Annotated in this window: 12 protein-coding genes; 5 read left to right on the top strand and 7 right to left on the bottom strand. The window is 75.4% G+C overall.

Features of this window, described 5'->3' with window-relative positions; translation table 11 throughout:
* The first annotated feature begins 83 nt into the window (after nt 1-83).
* The 3 genes from ACZ4MO_RS10615 (at nt 84) to csrA (ending at nt 3,282) form a co-directional block, all read left to right on the top strand.
* Nucleotides 84-2,150 carry a flagellar biosynthesis protein FlhA gene (locus tag ACZ4MO_RS10615; RefSeq protein WP_175007700.1) on the top strand — a complete coding sequence of 689 codons (2,067 nt, stop codon included), beginning with the start codon at nt 84-86 and terminating at the stop codon, nt 2,148-2,150.
* Nucleotides 2,122-2,973: a hypothetical protein gene (locus ACZ4MO_RS10610; protein WP_175007701.1), complete on the top strand. Its 852-nt coding sequence runs from the start codon at nt 2,122-2,124 to the stop codon at nt 2,971-2,973. Before ACZ4MO_RS10615 ends, ACZ4MO_RS10610 begins: the two co-directional genes overlap by 29 nt.
* A gap of 69 nt (nt 2,974-3,042) precedes the next feature.
* Complete coding sequence (csrA, locus tag ACZ4MO_RS10605; RefSeq protein WP_074808677.1) at nt 3,043-3,282, top strand: carbon storage regulator CsrA; 240 nt, start codon at nt 3,043-3,045, stop codon at nt 3,280-3,282.
* A 108-nt stretch (nt 3,283-3,390) separates the two neighbouring features.
* Here csrA and ACZ4MO_RS10600 read toward each other — a convergent pair whose 3' ends face one another.
* Both ACZ4MO_RS10600 and ACZ4MO_RS10595 read right to left on the bottom strand, forming a co-directional pair.
* A complete protein-coding gene (locus ACZ4MO_RS10600) occupies nt 3,391-4,659 on the bottom strand; it encodes a hypothetical protein (RefSeq protein WP_175007702.1) in 1,269 nt (422 codons plus the stop codon).
* A 235-nt stretch (nt 4,660-4,894) separates the two neighbouring features.
* Nucleotides 4,895-5,845 (bottom strand): hypothetical protein, encoded by a 951-nt coding sequence (locus ACZ4MO_RS10595; protein WP_175007703.1) that lies wholly within the window; start codon nt 5,843-5,845, stop codon nt 4,895-4,897.
* A gap of 283 nt (nt 5,846-6,128) precedes the next feature.
* Here ACZ4MO_RS10595 and ACZ4MO_RS10590 point away from each other — a divergent pair, with 283 nt between their 5' ends.
* A complete protein-coding gene (locus ACZ4MO_RS10590) occupies nt 6,129-6,743 on the top strand; it encodes a hypothetical protein (protein WP_074808686.1) in 615 nt (204 codons plus the stop codon).
* 12 nt (nt 6,744-6,755) lie between these two features.
* On the opposite strand, the gene ACZ4MO_RS10585 is transcribed toward ACZ4MO_RS10590, so the two are convergent.
* On the bottom strand, nt 6,756-9,383 hold the full coding sequence (locus ACZ4MO_RS10585; RefSeq protein ID WP_175007704.1) for a LuxR C-terminal-related transcriptional regulator: 2,628 nt from the start codon (nt 9,381-9,383) through the stop codon (nt 6,756-6,758).
* Between the two features lie 347 nt (nt 9,384-9,730).
* On the opposite strand from ACZ4MO_RS10585, the gene ACZ4MO_RS10580 reads away from it, so the two are divergent.
* Complete coding sequence (locus ACZ4MO_RS10580) at nt 9,731-11,221, top strand: ICP22 family protein (RefSeq protein WP_186810328.1); 1,491 nt, start codon at nt 9,731-9,733, stop codon at nt 11,219-11,221.
* A gap of 12 nt (nt 11,222-11,233) precedes the next feature.
* On the opposite strand, the gene ACZ4MO_RS10575 is transcribed toward ACZ4MO_RS10580, so the two are convergent.
* The 4 genes from ACZ4MO_RS10575 to ACZ4MO_RS10560 all read right to left on the bottom strand — a co-directional run bounded on the left by ACZ4MO_RS10575 (nt 11,234) and on the right by ACZ4MO_RS10560 (nt 15,667).
* Nucleotides 11,234-12,541 (bottom strand): alpha/beta fold hydrolase, encoded by a 1,308-nt coding sequence (locus ACZ4MO_RS10575; protein WP_175007705.1) that lies wholly within the window; start codon nt 12,539-12,541, stop codon nt 11,234-11,236.
* A 62-nt stretch (nt 12,542-12,603) separates the two neighbouring features.
* Nucleotides 12,604-13,113: a pyridoxamine 5'-phosphate oxidase family protein gene (locus tag ACZ4MO_RS10570; RefSeq protein WP_175007706.1), complete on the bottom strand. Its 510-nt coding sequence runs from the start codon at nt 13,111-13,113 to the stop codon at nt 12,604-12,606.
* A 154-nt stretch (nt 13,114-13,267) separates the two neighbouring features.
* Nucleotides 13,268-14,785 (bottom strand): glycerol kinase GlpK, encoded by a 1,518-nt coding sequence (glpK, locus tag ACZ4MO_RS10565; RefSeq protein ID WP_175007707.1) that lies wholly within the window; start codon nt 14,783-14,785, stop codon nt 13,268-13,270.
* Between the two features lie 135 nt (nt 14,786-14,920).
* Nucleotides 14,921-15,667, bottom strand: coding sequence for an MIP/aquaporin family protein (locus tag ACZ4MO_RS10560; protein WP_240696709.1), 747 nt, complete (start codon nt 15,665-15,667; stop codon nt 14,921-14,923).
* Nucleotides 15,668-15,696 lie beyond the last annotated feature (29 nt).

Here is a 15,696-nt window from a genome sequence, read left to right as displayed (position 1 = left end):
GCGCGCTGCGGTGGCGGCGACCTGCATAGGACCTCGCGTCAGCAGCCGCCGACGCCCCGGACCCGGAAGGACCAGCGTTCCGCGTGAAGAACCGATCCCTCGCCATGATCGCCGTACCGCTCGGCGTCGTCGGCATCGTCCTGCTGCTCGTCGTGCCGATCCCCGCGGCGATGCTCGACGTGCTCATCATCGTCAACATCCTGCTGTCGCTCGTGATCCTCCTGACGTCGATGTTCGTCAAGAAGCCGCTCGACTTCTCGGTGTTCCCGTCGCTGCTGCTCGTCGCGACGCTCTTCCGCCTGGGTCTCAACGTCGCCTCGACGCGGCTCGTGCTCGGCGACGGCTACGCGGGCGAGGTCATCGGCGCGTTCGGCCACATCGTCGTCGACGGGAACCTCGTCATCGGCATGGTCGTGTTCCTCATCCTCGTCGTCATCCAGTTCCTCGTGATCACCAAGGGCGCCGAGCGCGTGGCCGAGGTCGGGGCGCGGTTCACGCTCGACGCGATGCCCGGCAAGCAGATGGCGATCGACGCGGACCTCAACGCGGGGCTCATCAGCGAGCAGGACGCGCGGGCCCGCCGCGCCGAGATCTCCGCGGAGTCGGACTTCTACGGGGCGATGGACGGCGCGTCGAAGTTCGTCAAGGGCGACGCCATCGCGGGCATCGTCATCACGCTCATCAACCTGCTGGGCGGCATCGTGATCGGCGTGGTCATGCACGGCATGCCGGCCATGGAGGCCGTCGACACGTACTCCATCCTCACGGTGGGCGACGGGCTGGTCACCCAGGTCCCCGCGCTGCTCATGGCGGTCGCCACCGGCATGATCGTCACGCGCTCGAACTCGGGCGAGGGCGACGTCGGCTCGCAGGCATCGAGCCAGCTCGTCCAGTCCCGGCAGGCGCTCGCCATCGCGGGCGTCGCGGCGTTCGCCATGGCGCTCATCGAGGGCATGCCCAAGCTGCCCTTCCTCGTGCTCGGGGTCGGCCTGATCGTCGCGGCCCAGCAGATCAAGGCGCGCCAGCGGCGGGCCGAGGTCGCGCGCGCCGCGGCCGAGCAGATCGAGAAGGAGAGCACGCGCAGCGACGGCACGGAGGACCTCCTCGAGCAGATGCGCGTGCACGCGCTCGAGATCCTCCTCGCGCCCGACCTCGTCGACCTGGTCACCGGCGCGCACGACGACCTGCTCGGACGGGTCCGCGCCCTGCGACGCAAGATCGCGACGGACCTCGGGGTCGTCGTGCCGCCCGTCCGCACGCGCGACTCGATCGAGCTCCCGGCGTCGACCTACGCGGTGCGGATCGCCGGCGTCGAGGCCGGTCGCGGGCAGGCGCCGGCCGGCAAGGTCCTCGCGCTCGGCGACGACCTCGCCGCGCTGCCCGGGCTGGCGACCGTCGACCCGGTGTTCGGCATGGACGGCAAGTGGGTCCCGGTGGAGATGCGGCACAGCGCCGAGATGGCCGGCGCCACGGTCATCGACCGGGTCTCCGTGCTCGTCACCCACCTGTCGGCCCTCATCGCCGCGAACGCGGCGCGGCTGCTGTCCCGCGAGGACGTGCGCGTGCTCACCGACGAGGTCAAGCGGACCAACCCGTCGGCCGTCGACGAGCTCACGCCGGCCCTGCTGTCGCTCGCGGAGGTCCAGCGCGTCCTGCAGGGGCTGCTCGAGGAGCAGGTCGCCGTCAACGACCTGCCCCGGATCTACGAGGCGCTCGCGCTCGCCGCGAAGCGCTCGACCGACCCCGAGCACCTCGTCGAGGCGGCGCGCGCCGCGCTCGGTCCCGCGATCCCGGCCCGGCACACGGTCGCCGGCACGATCCGGGTCGTGACGATCGCCCCCGCCCTCGAGCAGGCGATGCTCGCGGGCCGCCAGCCCGGCGGCGAGCAGGGCACGGCGATCGTCGTGGACCCGGCACGCCTCGACGCGTTCCGGTCGTCCGTGGGCGAGCGCGTGCAGGCGGCCCGGGCCTCCGGCGAGGACGTCGTCCTCGTGTGCGCGCCGTCGTTGCGGGCGGCGGTCCGGCGCCTCGTCGCGACGCAGGTGCCCGACCTCGCCGTGCTGTCGTACACCGAGGTGACGGCGGGCAACGCGCTCATCGAGACGGTCGGGGTGGTGAACGATGCCCCGGCGATTGCGGCTCGAGGGTGAGTCCCTCGACGCGGTGCTCGCCCAGGCACGGCGGCTGCACGGCCCGGACGCGCGGATCGTCTCCGCCGAGCGGGTCATCACGGGCGGCTTCAAGGGACTCTTCGGGCGACAGCACTACGAGGTGGTGGTCGAGGTGAGCGACGCGCGGCCCCGGACCGCCGTCGGGCCGGTCCGGTTCCCCGCGGCCCGCCGGGCGGGCATCGCGGCGCTGCTCGACGACGCCGACGAGGGGGACGCGCTGCGCCCGGCGCCGACGGCCGCGGTCGAGGTCTCGACCCGGGGCGACGACTTCGCCGCCCTGCTCGACGAGCTCGTGGCCGAGACGGCGGAGCCGCCGCCCGCGCCCGTCCCCGCCTCGTCGCCACCCGCCGCGCCGGTGCTGCGCGCGGCGCCGGGGGACCTCGTGGCGCTCGTCGGGCTGGCCGCGGACGTCGTCCCGGCGGCCCGCGCGATGGCGCAGCGGGAGGGCCTGCTCACGGCCTGCGCGGGCGCGGCGACGGACGGCGACACGGTGCGCGTCGACGACCGCCGCGCGGCGACCGAGGCCCGTGCCCGCGGGGTCCGCGCGGCCCGCGCCACGGTCGTGGCCGTCGGGGTGCGCGTGGACGCGGTCGGTGCGGCGCGGGTCCTCGACGAGCTGGGCGCCGAGCAGGTCGCGGTCGTGGTCGACGCCTCGCGCAAGCCCGCCGACACCGAGCGCTGGGTCGCCGAGGTGCAGCGCCTCGTGCTGGTCCGCGCCATGGTCGTGGTCGGACGCGGGCTGACGACGACCCCGGACTCCGTCCTCGCGCTCGGGCTCCCCGAGCTCCGGCACGCAGGCTGACCCGGGCCGCGCCCGCATAGGTCTCCCGAACGGTCAGGATGACACGCGGGACGTCAGGAGGACGTGGCGATGCTGGTGCTGGGACGCAAGGTGGGAGAACGGATCCTCGTCGGCGACGACGTCGTGGTCACGGTCGTGTCGGTAGGCCGCGACGGGGTGCGCGTCGGGATCGACGCGCCCCGCGAGGTGCGGGTCCACCGTGCCGAGATCGTCGACCAGGTCGCCGCGGACAACCGCGCCGCCGCCCTCGTCGCGCCCGGCGGCGAGGCGCGCGCCCGCGCGCTGCTGGGGCTCGACGCGCGGCCCTGACGCCCCGCACGGGACGTGCGGGCCTCGGCCGACGAGGGCTCTCGTGCCCTCGGGGGTGCCCGGGCCCATCGGGAGCCCCCGTGCCGTCAGGAGGTCCGCCGTCGAGCGCTACCCGCGCCCGCCGCGGCCGTCGCGCCCGCCGCCGTGGCCCCGGTCCTGCCGGCCCGAGTCCTTGTCGGTGCGCCGGTCGTCACGGATCTGCGGCTGCGGCTTCGCCGTCCCGGGCCGGGAGGAGCCGCGTGCGTCGTCCGGCCGCGGTGCGGGACGGTCGGGCTTCGGCGGCGCCGGGCGCGTGACCGGCGGCGCCGGTCGCGCGGGCACGGGCGTCGGTGCGGGGCGAGCGGCCGGCGCCGGCTTCGGCGTGGGCTTCGGCGACGGCTTCGGCGCCGCCGGCGAGGGCTTCGGTGCGGCCGCAGGAGCGGGCGGCGGGGCCGGCGCGGGAGCCGGCGGGGTCGTCTCGCGGACGGCCGGTCCCGGCGCGGCGGGGACGACCGCCGGCAGCGGTGCGTCGACGGGCTCGTCGGCGGCGTCGCCCACCCCCGTGCCGACGGACTCGCCGACCGAGTCGTCGGCCGGCTCGTCGACGAGCTCGACGGCGGGCGCGGTCGACGGCGCGAGGCCCGTCAGCACCGGGGCGGACAGGTCGAGGCGGACGGCCGCGGCGCCGACGCCGTCGAGCGGTGCCCACCCGGTCGAGCCGGTGCCCGGGGCAGTGCCCAGGAGCACCTGCTCGGGCCGAGCCGAGACGCCGAGGCCGGGGCCGACCTCGTCCTCCGCGGGCGCGACCACGGCCCCGAACACGAGCGTCGCCGCGGAGAGCACCGCGGCGGCGCCCCAGCGCACGGAACGTCCCTGGACGCGGGAGCGCGCGCGCCCTCGCGCCACGAGCGCACGGCGCTCCCGACGCGCGAGGTCGTGCGCCGGTGCGACCGACGGCGTCGGCCGGGCCGACGGGAGCGCGCACGGGACGGCGGCGTCGCCGCTCGCGGGCGGTGCGGCCGGGACCCCCGCCGCGACGGCCCCTGCGCGGACGACCTCCCGGGACGCGGGCAGGTCGACGACGGCAGCGGTCTCGCGGAGCACGAGCAGGGCGACGCGGTCGGCCGCGAGGCGGTGGCGGTACGGCGGCACGACGACGGTGCCGTCCGCCGCCAGCGCGCGCACGGCGCGGACGGCCTCGAAGCGCACGGTGGGCGCCCAGGCGCGGCCGTCGAGCGGGCGGCGACCGGTGACGAGGTCGTCCAGGACGGCGCGCTGCGCGTCGGTCACCGCGCGCAGCGCGGCGGCCCGGTCCGTCCCCGTGACGCCCGAGGCCCGCACGTGCCGCCGGGCGTCGCGCGCGAGCCCGACGGCGTGCACGGCGACGAGGCCGGCCACCGCACGATCGTGCTCGCTCTCCGGCACCGTCGCAGCGACGACGAGCGCATCCTCGACGACCGAGCGTCGAGGCCCGGGTCCCGCGTCAGACATGTCCTGCTGCCCCCTGTGCTCCTGCGCCCGCCCTGCGGCCGCCCCCTGGTCCCCGTGCTCGCCACGGTGCGGTTCTCCTGCTCGCCGCGGCGCTGCGCCGCGGGCCTCCCGGCAGGTGCGGGTCGTGGAGCGACGTGCGCGCTCACCCGGTCTCCACGGCGTCGAGGACGATGCCGACGTCCCGCAGGTGCCGCGCCGCCAGCTCCCGGACCCGCTCGATGTGGTCGACGGTCCGGTGGCGGGGGAGACCCAGGGTCCGGGCGATCCACACAACCGTGTCATGACCCGGGAGCGGTCCGCCGCCCCCGTACGCCTCGGACATCCAGAGCGCCGCGACGCGTCCGCGGACCGGGTCCTGCGCGTGCGCCGCGTCGACGACGGACCGGACGAGCGCCGGGACCTCGACCGCGTGCAGCACGCAGTCCGCGTGCGCGTCGGTCGTGCGCGCGGAGTCGAGGGCCTCGTCGAACGACAGCGCGCCGCGCAGCACGAGCTCGTCCGCCTCCGTCACGACCATGCCCTGCCGGACGACGTCGGCCCGGTGGGCGCCGAGGCGCTCGTTGGTGGCGCGCACGGCCTCCTCGACCGAGGGGGCCGCGCCGCGCAGCGCGGCGAGCTCCGAGCGGGTGCGCGCGAGCTCGCGACGCCGACGCTGCGCGGCCACCATGCCCGACGCCGGTGCGGTCGCGTGGTCGAGGAACGAGCGGACGCGCGGGCGTGCGGTGTAGACGACGATCGCGAGGAACGAGCGCATGCTGCGCAGGTACGCGGGGTCGCGCCGGGAGCGCTCGAGCATCTCCCAGGCGGTCTCCACGACGATCGCCGCGACGTCGTCGAGGTGCTGCGCCGCGGGCACCGAGTTGGTGCGGCACAGGCGCGCCGCGATCCGGCGCCACTGCGTCGCGTGGGCGGCGAGGAGGGACGAGACCTCGGCGCGGTACCGGGTGTCGTCCTCGATCGCGACGACGCGGGCGACCTCGTCCCGGAGCGCTCCGGGGTCGTCGTCGTCCTGCGGGCCCTCGTCGACGGCGCGCACGGGACGCGCGTCGCGCGCCCGGTGCGGGCGCGGGTCGAGCAGGGTCCGGTCGGTCACGGTCCAAGCATGCGGACCCGGAGGGGCTCCTGGCGCGCCGGACACCGTCTTTCACACCGGACTTCACCCTCGGGCACCCCGGGCAGCGGGTGATCTCCGCACGCTTCGCCCGCCGCGGGTGTTTCGCGGACGTCGCCTCGGTGGGATGCTGTCCTCGGCGACGGGCTCGCCGGACGGACAGGGCAGGACGAGATCAGGAGGTGGACCGGGTGCACGCAGCGTCCTGCGCTTCGACGGCGTCGCCGTACCGGGCCGCCGACGCCCCGGGCGGGGTGGTGTCGCGGTGACCCCGGAGGAGGACGGCGCCGGCGCGCCGTGGGACGACACGACGTGGGCCATCTGGGCCGTGGGCCTCGTGGAGCCGCTCATCGACCCCGACGACCGGCTCGCGACCATGGCCGCGATGCGCGCCCAGGCGAAGGCGCACCCGCTGCGCGCCGTGACGCTCCTCGCCGGCGCCCTCACCGACCTCCTGGACTCGTTGCCCGACGACGACCCGTGGCGCCACCTGGACCCCGCGACGTTCGGCACGTACCGGGACGGCCTGGACCTGGTCCCGTCGGAGGCCGTCGTGATCGCCGAGGACATCGGCCTCGCGGCGCTCGCCCGCCCGCTCGGGCACGGCGGGGCGCGCGTCATGAGCGAGGCGCAGCACGGGTGGGAGAACGCCGCGCACGCGGCGAACGAGCTCGACGACCCCGTGCGCGTGCTCACGCGCGCCGTGGCGTGGGCAGCCTGGCGCCGCCGCGTGTACGTGGGCGAGGACAGCTACCCCGTCCTCGTCGTCTTCTCGTGGCTGCCGCGCGCGGCGCTCATCGCGGCGGGTCGCGAGATCGACGACGACCTCGCCCGTGCCGAGATGCGCGCGTCCGCGAAGATCGTCGACGACCTCGTCTGACCAGGGCGGGCCTCAGGCCCCGTCCGTGCCGCTCGCGGGCAGCGGACGCTGGGCGGGGAGGAGCCCCAGCTCGATCCCGCGCGCGAGCGCGTCCTCGCGCCGGCGCACGCCGAGCTTCCGGTAGATCGAGCGGAGCTGGCTCTTGACCGTGTTCACGGACACGGTGAGGCTCCGGGAGATGTCGATCGCGGTCGCGTGCCGCATGAGGGAGTCGAGGACGACGACCTCCCGGTCGGACAAGGGCTGCGGGAGGTCGGCCGTCGCGGCGAAGAGCTCCGGGACGGGTGCCGCGTCCCCGATGAGGCGCTGCGCCGTCTGGTCCTTGCTCCGTGCCGCCAGCTCGGCGAGCGCGAGGAGGTCGTGCCGGGCCGGGAGCGCGAGCGCGAACCGCAGCCGCCGGTCCTCGGCGACGCCGGCGAGCTTGTCCAGGGCGTCGCGCGCCTGCGTCTCCTCCTCGGCGTGCGTGAGGGCGGCGGCGAGCAGGACGGCGTGCGCGGCCCGCAGGCGGGGTGCGGCCGTCCGCGACGGCGTGTGCGCGACGAGCACGTCCCGCGCGGTGCTCCACCGGCCGGTGAGGAGGGCCACGTGGGCCTGCAGCAGCCAGGTGAGCGACGACGTCGCCGGGGCGACCTTGAGCCACGAGTGCACCGCGCCGACCTGGCCGCGCGCGAGCCCGAGCAGCCCGCTGACGTAGTCGAGGTGGTCGATGTCGCGCGCGGAGATGCGCCGGCGCCCGCGCTCGGACTCGATGTAGCGGCGCAGCCGCTCGACGCCGAGGGCCGGCTCGAACGAGACCAGGTCGACGTAGGCCTGCACGGTGGCGACGACCGGGCGGGTCTCGAGCGTCGCGACGTGCGGCCGCAGGACGTCGAGGTGGGCCTGGGCGCCGCGCGTGTCGAAGCGCTCGAGGCACACGATCGCGCGCGCGATGCGGTACAGGTGGTCGTCGCGCCCGGCGCGGACCTCGGCGTGGGGTGACGCCTCGATGACCTCGAGGTCGCGCACGGCCTCCGGCAGGTCGCCGCGGAGCGCGAGCACGAGCGCGCGCAGCGACAGACCGTAGAGCGCGCGCGGGTCCACGGCGGGGGAGCCGCCGAGGTCCTCGAGCGTGGCGAGCGCCTCGTCGTCCGCACCCGCGCGCGCGAACGACATCGCGACCTCGGCCCGGAGCCTGGGGAGCTCGCGGACGAGCTCCCGGCGCTCGTCCACGCCCAGCTCGTCGAGCGTCCGACGTGCCCGGCGCGCCGGGTCGAGGGCGCGCTGCGTCGCGTTCGTGGAGCGCAGCGCGACGCTCTCGAGCACGTCCAGGACGACGCGCTCCGCCGTCGAGGTCGTCCTCGCCCGGGGACGCAGGGCGGCCAGCGTCAGGTGGTACATCTCGATCGCCTCGGCGCGCTCCCCGGGGACGCTGTCGTGATGGATCGCGAGGGCCCCGGCGAGCAGCGGCCACCGCCGGAGCTCGGACTGCGGGAGGCTCTTGAGGACGTCGAGGCGGACCAGCGCCTGCGGCTCGAGCAGCTCGCCCCAGTGCCGCGAGACGGCCGAGGAGGCGAGCGCGAGGTCGCCCGCGTCGACCGCGTGCCGCACCGCCTCGACGGGGTAGCCGTTCGTCAGGTACCAGCGCGCGGCCGCGAGCTCCGCACGCCCCCACTCGTCCGGGTGCTCCTCGCGGACGCGCTCCGCCACGAACGCGCGCACCACGGGGAACAGGACGAAGACCCGCCCCGCGGGACGCCGCTCCCACGCGCCCAGCCCGCGCTCCTCGAGCATCCACAGCAGCTGCGGTGCCGCGGGCTCCCGGGTGAGCGCCACGGCGAGGTCGGCGGTGAGGACGTCCGCGACCGCGCACCGCCGCAGGACCTGCTCGAGCCGAGGCCGGTCGGCGCCCTCGAGCTGCTTCTCGAGGGCGGCCCGCAGCAGCTCGTCGGCGACCTGGACGTGTGCCGGGGTCCCGTGCGACCCGGCCATCTCCGCCGCGAGCATCGCGACGCGCAGGTACAGCGGCTGCCCCCCGGTGAGGACGTGCGCCTCCGCGGGGTCGAGGTCCACGCCGGCCTGGCGCAGCATGCGCGCCGTCTCGTCCCGGGTCAGCGGCAGCTGGTCGGCCGTGATGACCGTCCGGTCCAGCTCGAGCCCGATCGAGGCGGCCTCCAACGGGGAGACCGTGCTCGTCGCCACGGCGACGGAGAGGTTCGGGCACAGGCGCAGGAGTGCGAGCACGTCGTCGTGGACCGCGGCGTCCGCGACGTCCTGGTAGTCGTCGATGACGACCACGACCTCGCCGGGGACGGCGAGGAACGCGTCGGCCAGCCGGTCGGGCACGTCCTCGGCGGTGAGCTCCGCGGCTCCCAGGGCCGCCTCGAAGGCCTCGAGCCCGGCCCGCGCGGCGCGTCGCGCGACCGCGCGCCAGAGGTCCGTGCGCGTCATCTCCGGGATGACCGACAGCCAGAGGCCCGGCGTGGCCCGGCGTCGGGACCACTCGGCGAGGAGGGAGGTCTTGCCCGCCCCCGCGGGGCCCCGGACGACGCGGAGCGCCGCGTCGACCTCGAGCCGGTCGAGCAGGCGCTCGCGGACGAGCTCGGTGTGCGGCGGGCGCGGCGCCCCGTACAGACGGAACGTCGTCGTGTCCGTCACCGACATGCTGCCCTCCGTGCTTCCCCCGCTCCACGGGCGGGCGGGCGGACGGGCTGCGAACCGCGTCCGGCCACGGCTCCGCCCCCAGAGCCGGCACCGCGCCGTGATCCGCTCTCACCCTAGGCGAGGAGGTGCGCCGGTTCTCGGGGAAGCCGGGTGAAGCGCTCGAAACGGTTCGTCCCGGGCCCCGCCGGCCCGGACGAAACGGGACGCGCGCGGACGATGCGGACAGCGCGACCCGTCTCGTGCATAGGGGCCTCGGGCGCATCCACCCGCGGACGCGACCGGAGAGGAGCTGCACGCCCATGTCCCCGCACCGGGCTCGCTCGAGGACCACGCTCGCCGCGGTGCTGGTGAGCGCCGTCCTGGTCGGCACGACCGCCACGGCCCACGCCGCGCCGGTCACGCGCACCGCGACCGGTCCGGAGGTCGTGCCCGTGGCGGCGGAGACGCTCGTGCGGGTCCTGGAGAGCGGCCGGACCGACGTGGGCGGCACGGACGCGGTCCCGAGCGCGGGTGCGGACCAGGACCTGGTCCTCGACGCGGACGACGGCCCGGACCCCGGAGCGGACCAGGCGCCGGACGACGGCGCGCCCCCGGACGGCGCGACGGTCGCTCCCGTGCCGGACGGTCCGGAACCTCCCGAGGAGGGCACGCCCGCTCCGGACGCGGGCGTGTCACCGTCCGGCCCCGGTCCCGGCCCGGCGGCTCCGGACGAGAGCGAGCCGCCACCCGGCCCGGACCCCACCGCGCCCGACGGCGAGCCCGCGCCCCGCGCGGTCGTGCTGCCGCCGGTCCTCGTCCGCGCGGACGCCGAGGGCGCGGTCTACCTCGTGCCGGTGGTCGAGGGCGTGCGCTGGTCCCTGGGCGGCGAGCCGATGGCGTGCACCGTGGTCGTCGTCGACGGGTACCGGACCGTCGAGGCGCCGCGGGACGGTGGCGTCCTGCGGGCGACGGCGACGGCGGAGGACGGCCAGGTGCTGGAGCTCCCGGACGGGCAGACCGTCGGCGAGGCGGTCACCGAGCTGCACCCCGTCGTCACCGTGCTGCTCCCGGACACGCAGGACGGCCCGGGCGCGGCGGACACGTACACCGTGCCCGACGCCGAGGGCCTCGTCGTCCGCGACGCGACCGGCACGGTGCTCCCGCCCGGCAGCACGCACGCCGTCGGGGGGTACGTCGACCACGTGGCGCGCGTCGTCCTGACGCTCTCCCCGGCCGCGGGCCTGCGGCTCGCGGCGGAGGGTGAGGCGGAGCCGGTGCTGCCGGGGTCGGACGGGTCGCGCGCCGTCGAGCTCGTGTTCTCCGGCCTCACCGAGGTCCCGGCCCCGGCTCCCGTGGTCGTCGCCCCGCGCCCGGGCGCGGGGGGCGAGATCGAGGTGCCGCGCGCCGACGGCGTGGAGTACGTCCTCGACGAGCAGGTGCTCGCCCCGGGCCGCCACCCCGCGCGGGGCACGGTGACCGTGACGGCGCGCGCGCTCGACGGCTACGTCCTCGTCGGCGAGACGTCCTGGGAGCTCGCGCTCGACGGGCCTGCCGTCCCCGAGACGCCTGTCGCCCCGCCCGCGTCGCCGGCTCCGACCGCCCCGGACCCGGCACCCGCCGAGACCCCGAGCGCGTCCGGGCCGACGACGCCGGACGGGCTCGCGCTCGACCTGGAGCCGGTGGTCGGCACGGCAGACCCTTCCGGTCCCGTCGTCGTCGCCGCGGGCGGGGCGCCCGTCGCGGTCCCACCGGCCCCGCCGCGCGGCGACACCGGGTTCGACCTGCTCACGCTGCTGCTGGGCGGGGCGCTGGTGTCCGGGGCGTGGGTGCTGCGCGCGCGCCGCGACCAGACGGCCTGACGCGCCACCCCGTCAGGCGCGCGGGCCGCCGCGGGCGGCGAGCCGCTCGACGAGGCGCGCGAGCACATCGCCCGTGCGCAGGCCGTCGTGCTCGAGCTCGTTCGTCACCCACGTGCGGACGTTCCCCACGCGCTCGGCCGTCTCGAGCGAGAGCCCGGCGTCCACGAACATGTCGTCGAAGTACACCGCTGCCTCGACCGGCACCTCGTTGCTCGCGAGGACGTCGAGGTCGTACAGGTCGGGCCAGTCCTCCCGCGCGGCGAGCGCCTCCGCCGCCGCGCGGAACGGTCGGAGCGCGGCGACCTCCTCGAACATCCAGGGGTAGATCATCTCGCCGGTGAGGAGCAGCGGCCGGGCCGACGGGTCGAAGGCCGGGTCCTGCGCCCGGACCGACTCGGCGGCCCAGGCCGTCGGGCCGTCGCCCGACTGCGCGTAGATCGACTCGTGCAGCACGGCGTACAGGGGGTTGGTGCGGAACGACGTCGCGGCCGCGACCTCCGCGAGGAACGTGTCCGTCAGGGTGTCCGGCGCGTCGGGGTCGAACGCCTCGTCCACGAGCCAGTGGATGCGCTCCGGGCCGGGCTTCATGCCGAGGTCCGTGCCGAGCGACTGGAGCCGGCGCACGGTGAGCCGGTCGCCGTCGGGCAGCCGCACGTCGTCGGCCGCGAGGAGGTCCGCGACGCGCGCGAGGCGGGCCGCGTCGTCCGGGTAGCGCTCGCGGTAGGCGGCGTTCTTCGCGACGACGCGCGGCTGCGTGCGGCGGTAGACCTCGCGCGCGTCGGCCGTCAGGCCAGGCAGGCCGCCCGTCACGTAGCAGGCGGCGAGCGCCTCGGGCGCCCGCGACAGGTAGGTCATCGTGAGGAAGCCGCCGTAGGACTGGCCGAGCGACGTCCACCGCCGACCGCCGTACACCGTCCGGCGCACGTGCTCGGCGTCGGCGACGATCGCGTCCGCCCGGAAGCGGGAGAGGTACTCGGCCTGGACCGCCCCCGGGCCGCGCGCGGCGAGCGCCGCCCCGCGCACCGCCGAGGACCGGCCCGTGCCGCGCTGGTCGAGCAGCACCACCCGGTGCGTCGCGAGCGCGGTGCCGACCCAGCCGTCCGGCCCGGTCGGCCGGGGCCCCTTGCCGCCCGGGCCGCCCTGGAGGAACACGAGCAGCGGGAGGTCGTCGTGGCGCCGCACGGGGTCGACGAGCTCGCGCACGAACAGCGTGAGGCGGCGCGGGTCCGCGTCGTCGTCCCAGACGAGCGGCACCTCGAGCTCGCGGTCGGTGACGTGGATGCCGGGCAGGGTGTACGCGGTCTCGCGGGTGACGCTCACCTGGCCACCCTAGCCGCGGGGCCCGCGGGGCCCGCGGCTAGGGTGGCGTCCGACGGCACGCGTCACAGCTCGACGGTCTCGTTCTCCCCGCCGTCGTAGCGCGACCCGGTGACCTTCGCCTTGACCAGGCTGAAGAGCGTCGCGACGCGGCCGCCGGGGGAGTCCCAGTACTCCGCGGAGTCGGCGTGCAGCCGGATGAGGACCACCCCGGGCGTGTCCGGGCCGTCGGGGAACCAGGCGTCGGCGACCGTGTTCCACAGCTCGCGGATCTTGTCGCGGTCACGGACGAGCGAGGCACGCCCGGACACGGAGACCCACGACGTCGAGCCCGAGAAGGCCGCGTTCGCCGCCGAGTCGCGTGCGATCTCGGCCACCTTGTGCGAGTCGGCGGCGGCGAAGAACCACAGGTCGCCGTCGAAGTCGACGGCCTGGACGCCCATCGGCCGGCTGACGAGGCTCCCGTCGGTCGCGACGGTGGTCAGCATGGCGATCTTCTCGTCCTTGACCAGCTCACGGACCTTCCCGACCTCGTCGGAGCTCGCGTGGGGCTGCTCGTGGTGCGTGTCGGTCATGTCGTCTCCCGTCGTCGGGCCGCGGGTCGCGGCACCCTCCCGACGCTAGGCACGACGCGCGCGACTCGCCCCGTGGGAGCACGACGAGGGGGTGGGGTGCCCGACGCCGCGACGTCGCACACCCCACCCCCTCGACGGGCGGTCCCGGGACGGGCTACTGCTCCACGTCCTCGTCGACCCACTCCATCGTCTTCGTCACGGCCTTCTTCCAGTTGCGGTACAGCCGCTCGCGCTCGCCGGACTCCATCGACGGGCTCCAGCGCTTGTCCTCGGCCCAGTTGTCGATGACGTCCTGCTCGCCCTTCCAGAAGCCGACGGCGATGCCCGCGGCGTACGCGGCACCGAGCGCCGTCGTCTCGGCGACCTTGGGCCGCACGACGTCGACACCGAGCTGGTCGGCCTGGAACTGCATGAGGAGCTCGTTGGCGACCATGCCGCCGTCGACGCGCAGCTCGGTGAGGTCGACGCCCGAGTCGGCGTTCATCGCGTCGACGACCTCGCGGCTCTGGAACGCCGTCGCCTCGAGCGCGGCGCGCGCGATGTGGTTGCGGTTGACGTACCGCGTGAGGCCCACGAGCGCGCCGCGCGCGTCGGGCCGCCAGTAGGGCGCGAACAGGCCGGAGAACGCCGGCACGAAGTAGGCGCCGCCGTTGTCCTGGACCTTGCCCGCGAGCCACTCGACGTCGGGCGCGTCCTCGAACATGCCCAGGTTGTCGCGCAGCCACTGCACCAGCGAGCCTGTCACGGCGATCGAGCCCTCGAGCGCGTACACCGCGGGCGCGTCGCCGATCTTGTAGCAGACCGTGGTGAGCAGGCCGTTCTTGCTCATGACCTTCTCCGTGCCCGTGTTGAGCAGCAGGAAGTTGCCGGTGCCGTACGTGTTCTTGGCCTGGCCGACCTCGAAGCACGCCTGGCCGAACGTGGCTGCCTGCTGGTCGCCGAGGATGCCGGCGATCGGGACGCCGGGGACGAGGCCGCGCGGGCGCCCGTGGCCGTACACCTCGGACGACGACCGGATCTCGGGGAGCATCGACAGCGGGATGCCCATGTCGGCGGCGATGTCCTCGCGCCAGGAGAGCGTGTCGAGGTCCATGAGCATCGTGCGCGACGCGTTGGTCACGTCGGTGACGTGCACGCCGCCCTCGGTGCCGCCCGTCATGTTCCACAGCACCCACGTGTCGGTGTTGCCGAACAGCAGGTCGCCCTTCTCGGCCTTCTCGCGCGCACCCTCGACGTTGTCGAGGATCCACTTGATCTTCGGGCCCGAGAAGTAGGTGGCGAGCGGCAGACCGACGATCGACTTGTACTTCTCGGGGCCCTCGGCGCCGCCGAGCTCGTCGACGATCTTCTGGGTGCGCGTGTCCTGCCAGACGATGGCGTTGTAGACGGGCTTGCCCGTGGTCCTGTCCCAGACGACGGCCGTCTCGCGCTGGTTCGTGATGCCGACGGCCGCGATGTCCTCGTGCGTGAGGTTGCCTCGGGTGAGGGCGAGACCGACGACCTCGCGCACGTTGTTCCAGATCTGCTCGGGGTTGTGCTCGACCCAGCCCGCGCGCGGGAAGATCTGGTCGTGCTCGAGCTGCCCGGTGGAGTAGATCTCCCCGGAGTGGTTGAAGACGATGGCCCGGGAGCTCGTGGTCCCCTGGTCGATGGCGAGAACGTAGTCGGCCATGGTGCGTTCAGTCCTTCACGTCGGTGTGGGTGTGGTTGCGGCGTAGTGCCCGGCGCCCGACGGCGCGGGTCGCGTGACCGGGGAGGCCCCCGGCTCCCCGGTCACGCGGGGGAGAGGTCCGGTCGTCCGGGTCGGTCAGACCCAGGCGGCCCCGAGCAGGCCGGCGAGGACGCCGCCGACCAGCGGACCGGCGACCGGGACCCAGGCGTAGGCCCAGTCGCTCGAGCCCTTGCCCCGGATCGGCAGCACCGCGTGCGCGATGCGGGGACCGAGGTCACGGGCAGGGTTGATGGCGTAGCCGGTGGGACCACCGAGGCTCGCGCCGATACCGACCACGATGAGCGCGACCGCGAGCGGCCCCAGGCCGGACGGGGTCTTGCCGGACGCCACGACGAAGAACACGAGCACGAACGTCGCGATGACCTCCGTGACGAAGTTCCACGCGTAGGAGCGGATCTCGGGGCCGGTGGAGAACACCGCGAGCTTGGTCGCGCCGGGCGCGTCCTCGTCGAAGTGCTTCTTGTACGCCAGGAACGCCAGCACGGCGCCGACGAAGGCACCGATCATCTGGGCCCCGAAGTACAGGAACATGTTGCCGACCGTCGGCTCGATCGTCGCCGTCACGAGCCCCTCGGGCCCGGTCACGGAGAAGAACGGCTCCTGGGCGGTGAAGAGACCGATGGTCACGGCCGGGTTGAGGTGCGCACCCGACTTGTAGGCCACGTACACGCCGGCGAAGACCGCGAGACCCCATCCGAAGTTGATGAGGAGCCAGCCGCCGTTGAAGCCCTTGGTCCTCGGGAGGACGACGTTCGCGACGACGCCCGCGCCGAGGAGGATCAGTGTCGCCGTGCCGAGTATCTCGGACCAGAAGGCGTTCATGAGGAGTTGATCCATCGTGCTCTCTCTTT

This window comes from Sphaerisporangium cinnabarinum (assembly GCF_055567015.1).
Note: the sequence above shows the minus strand (reverse complement) of the source record. Positions and strands in the feature narration are given on the sequence as shown.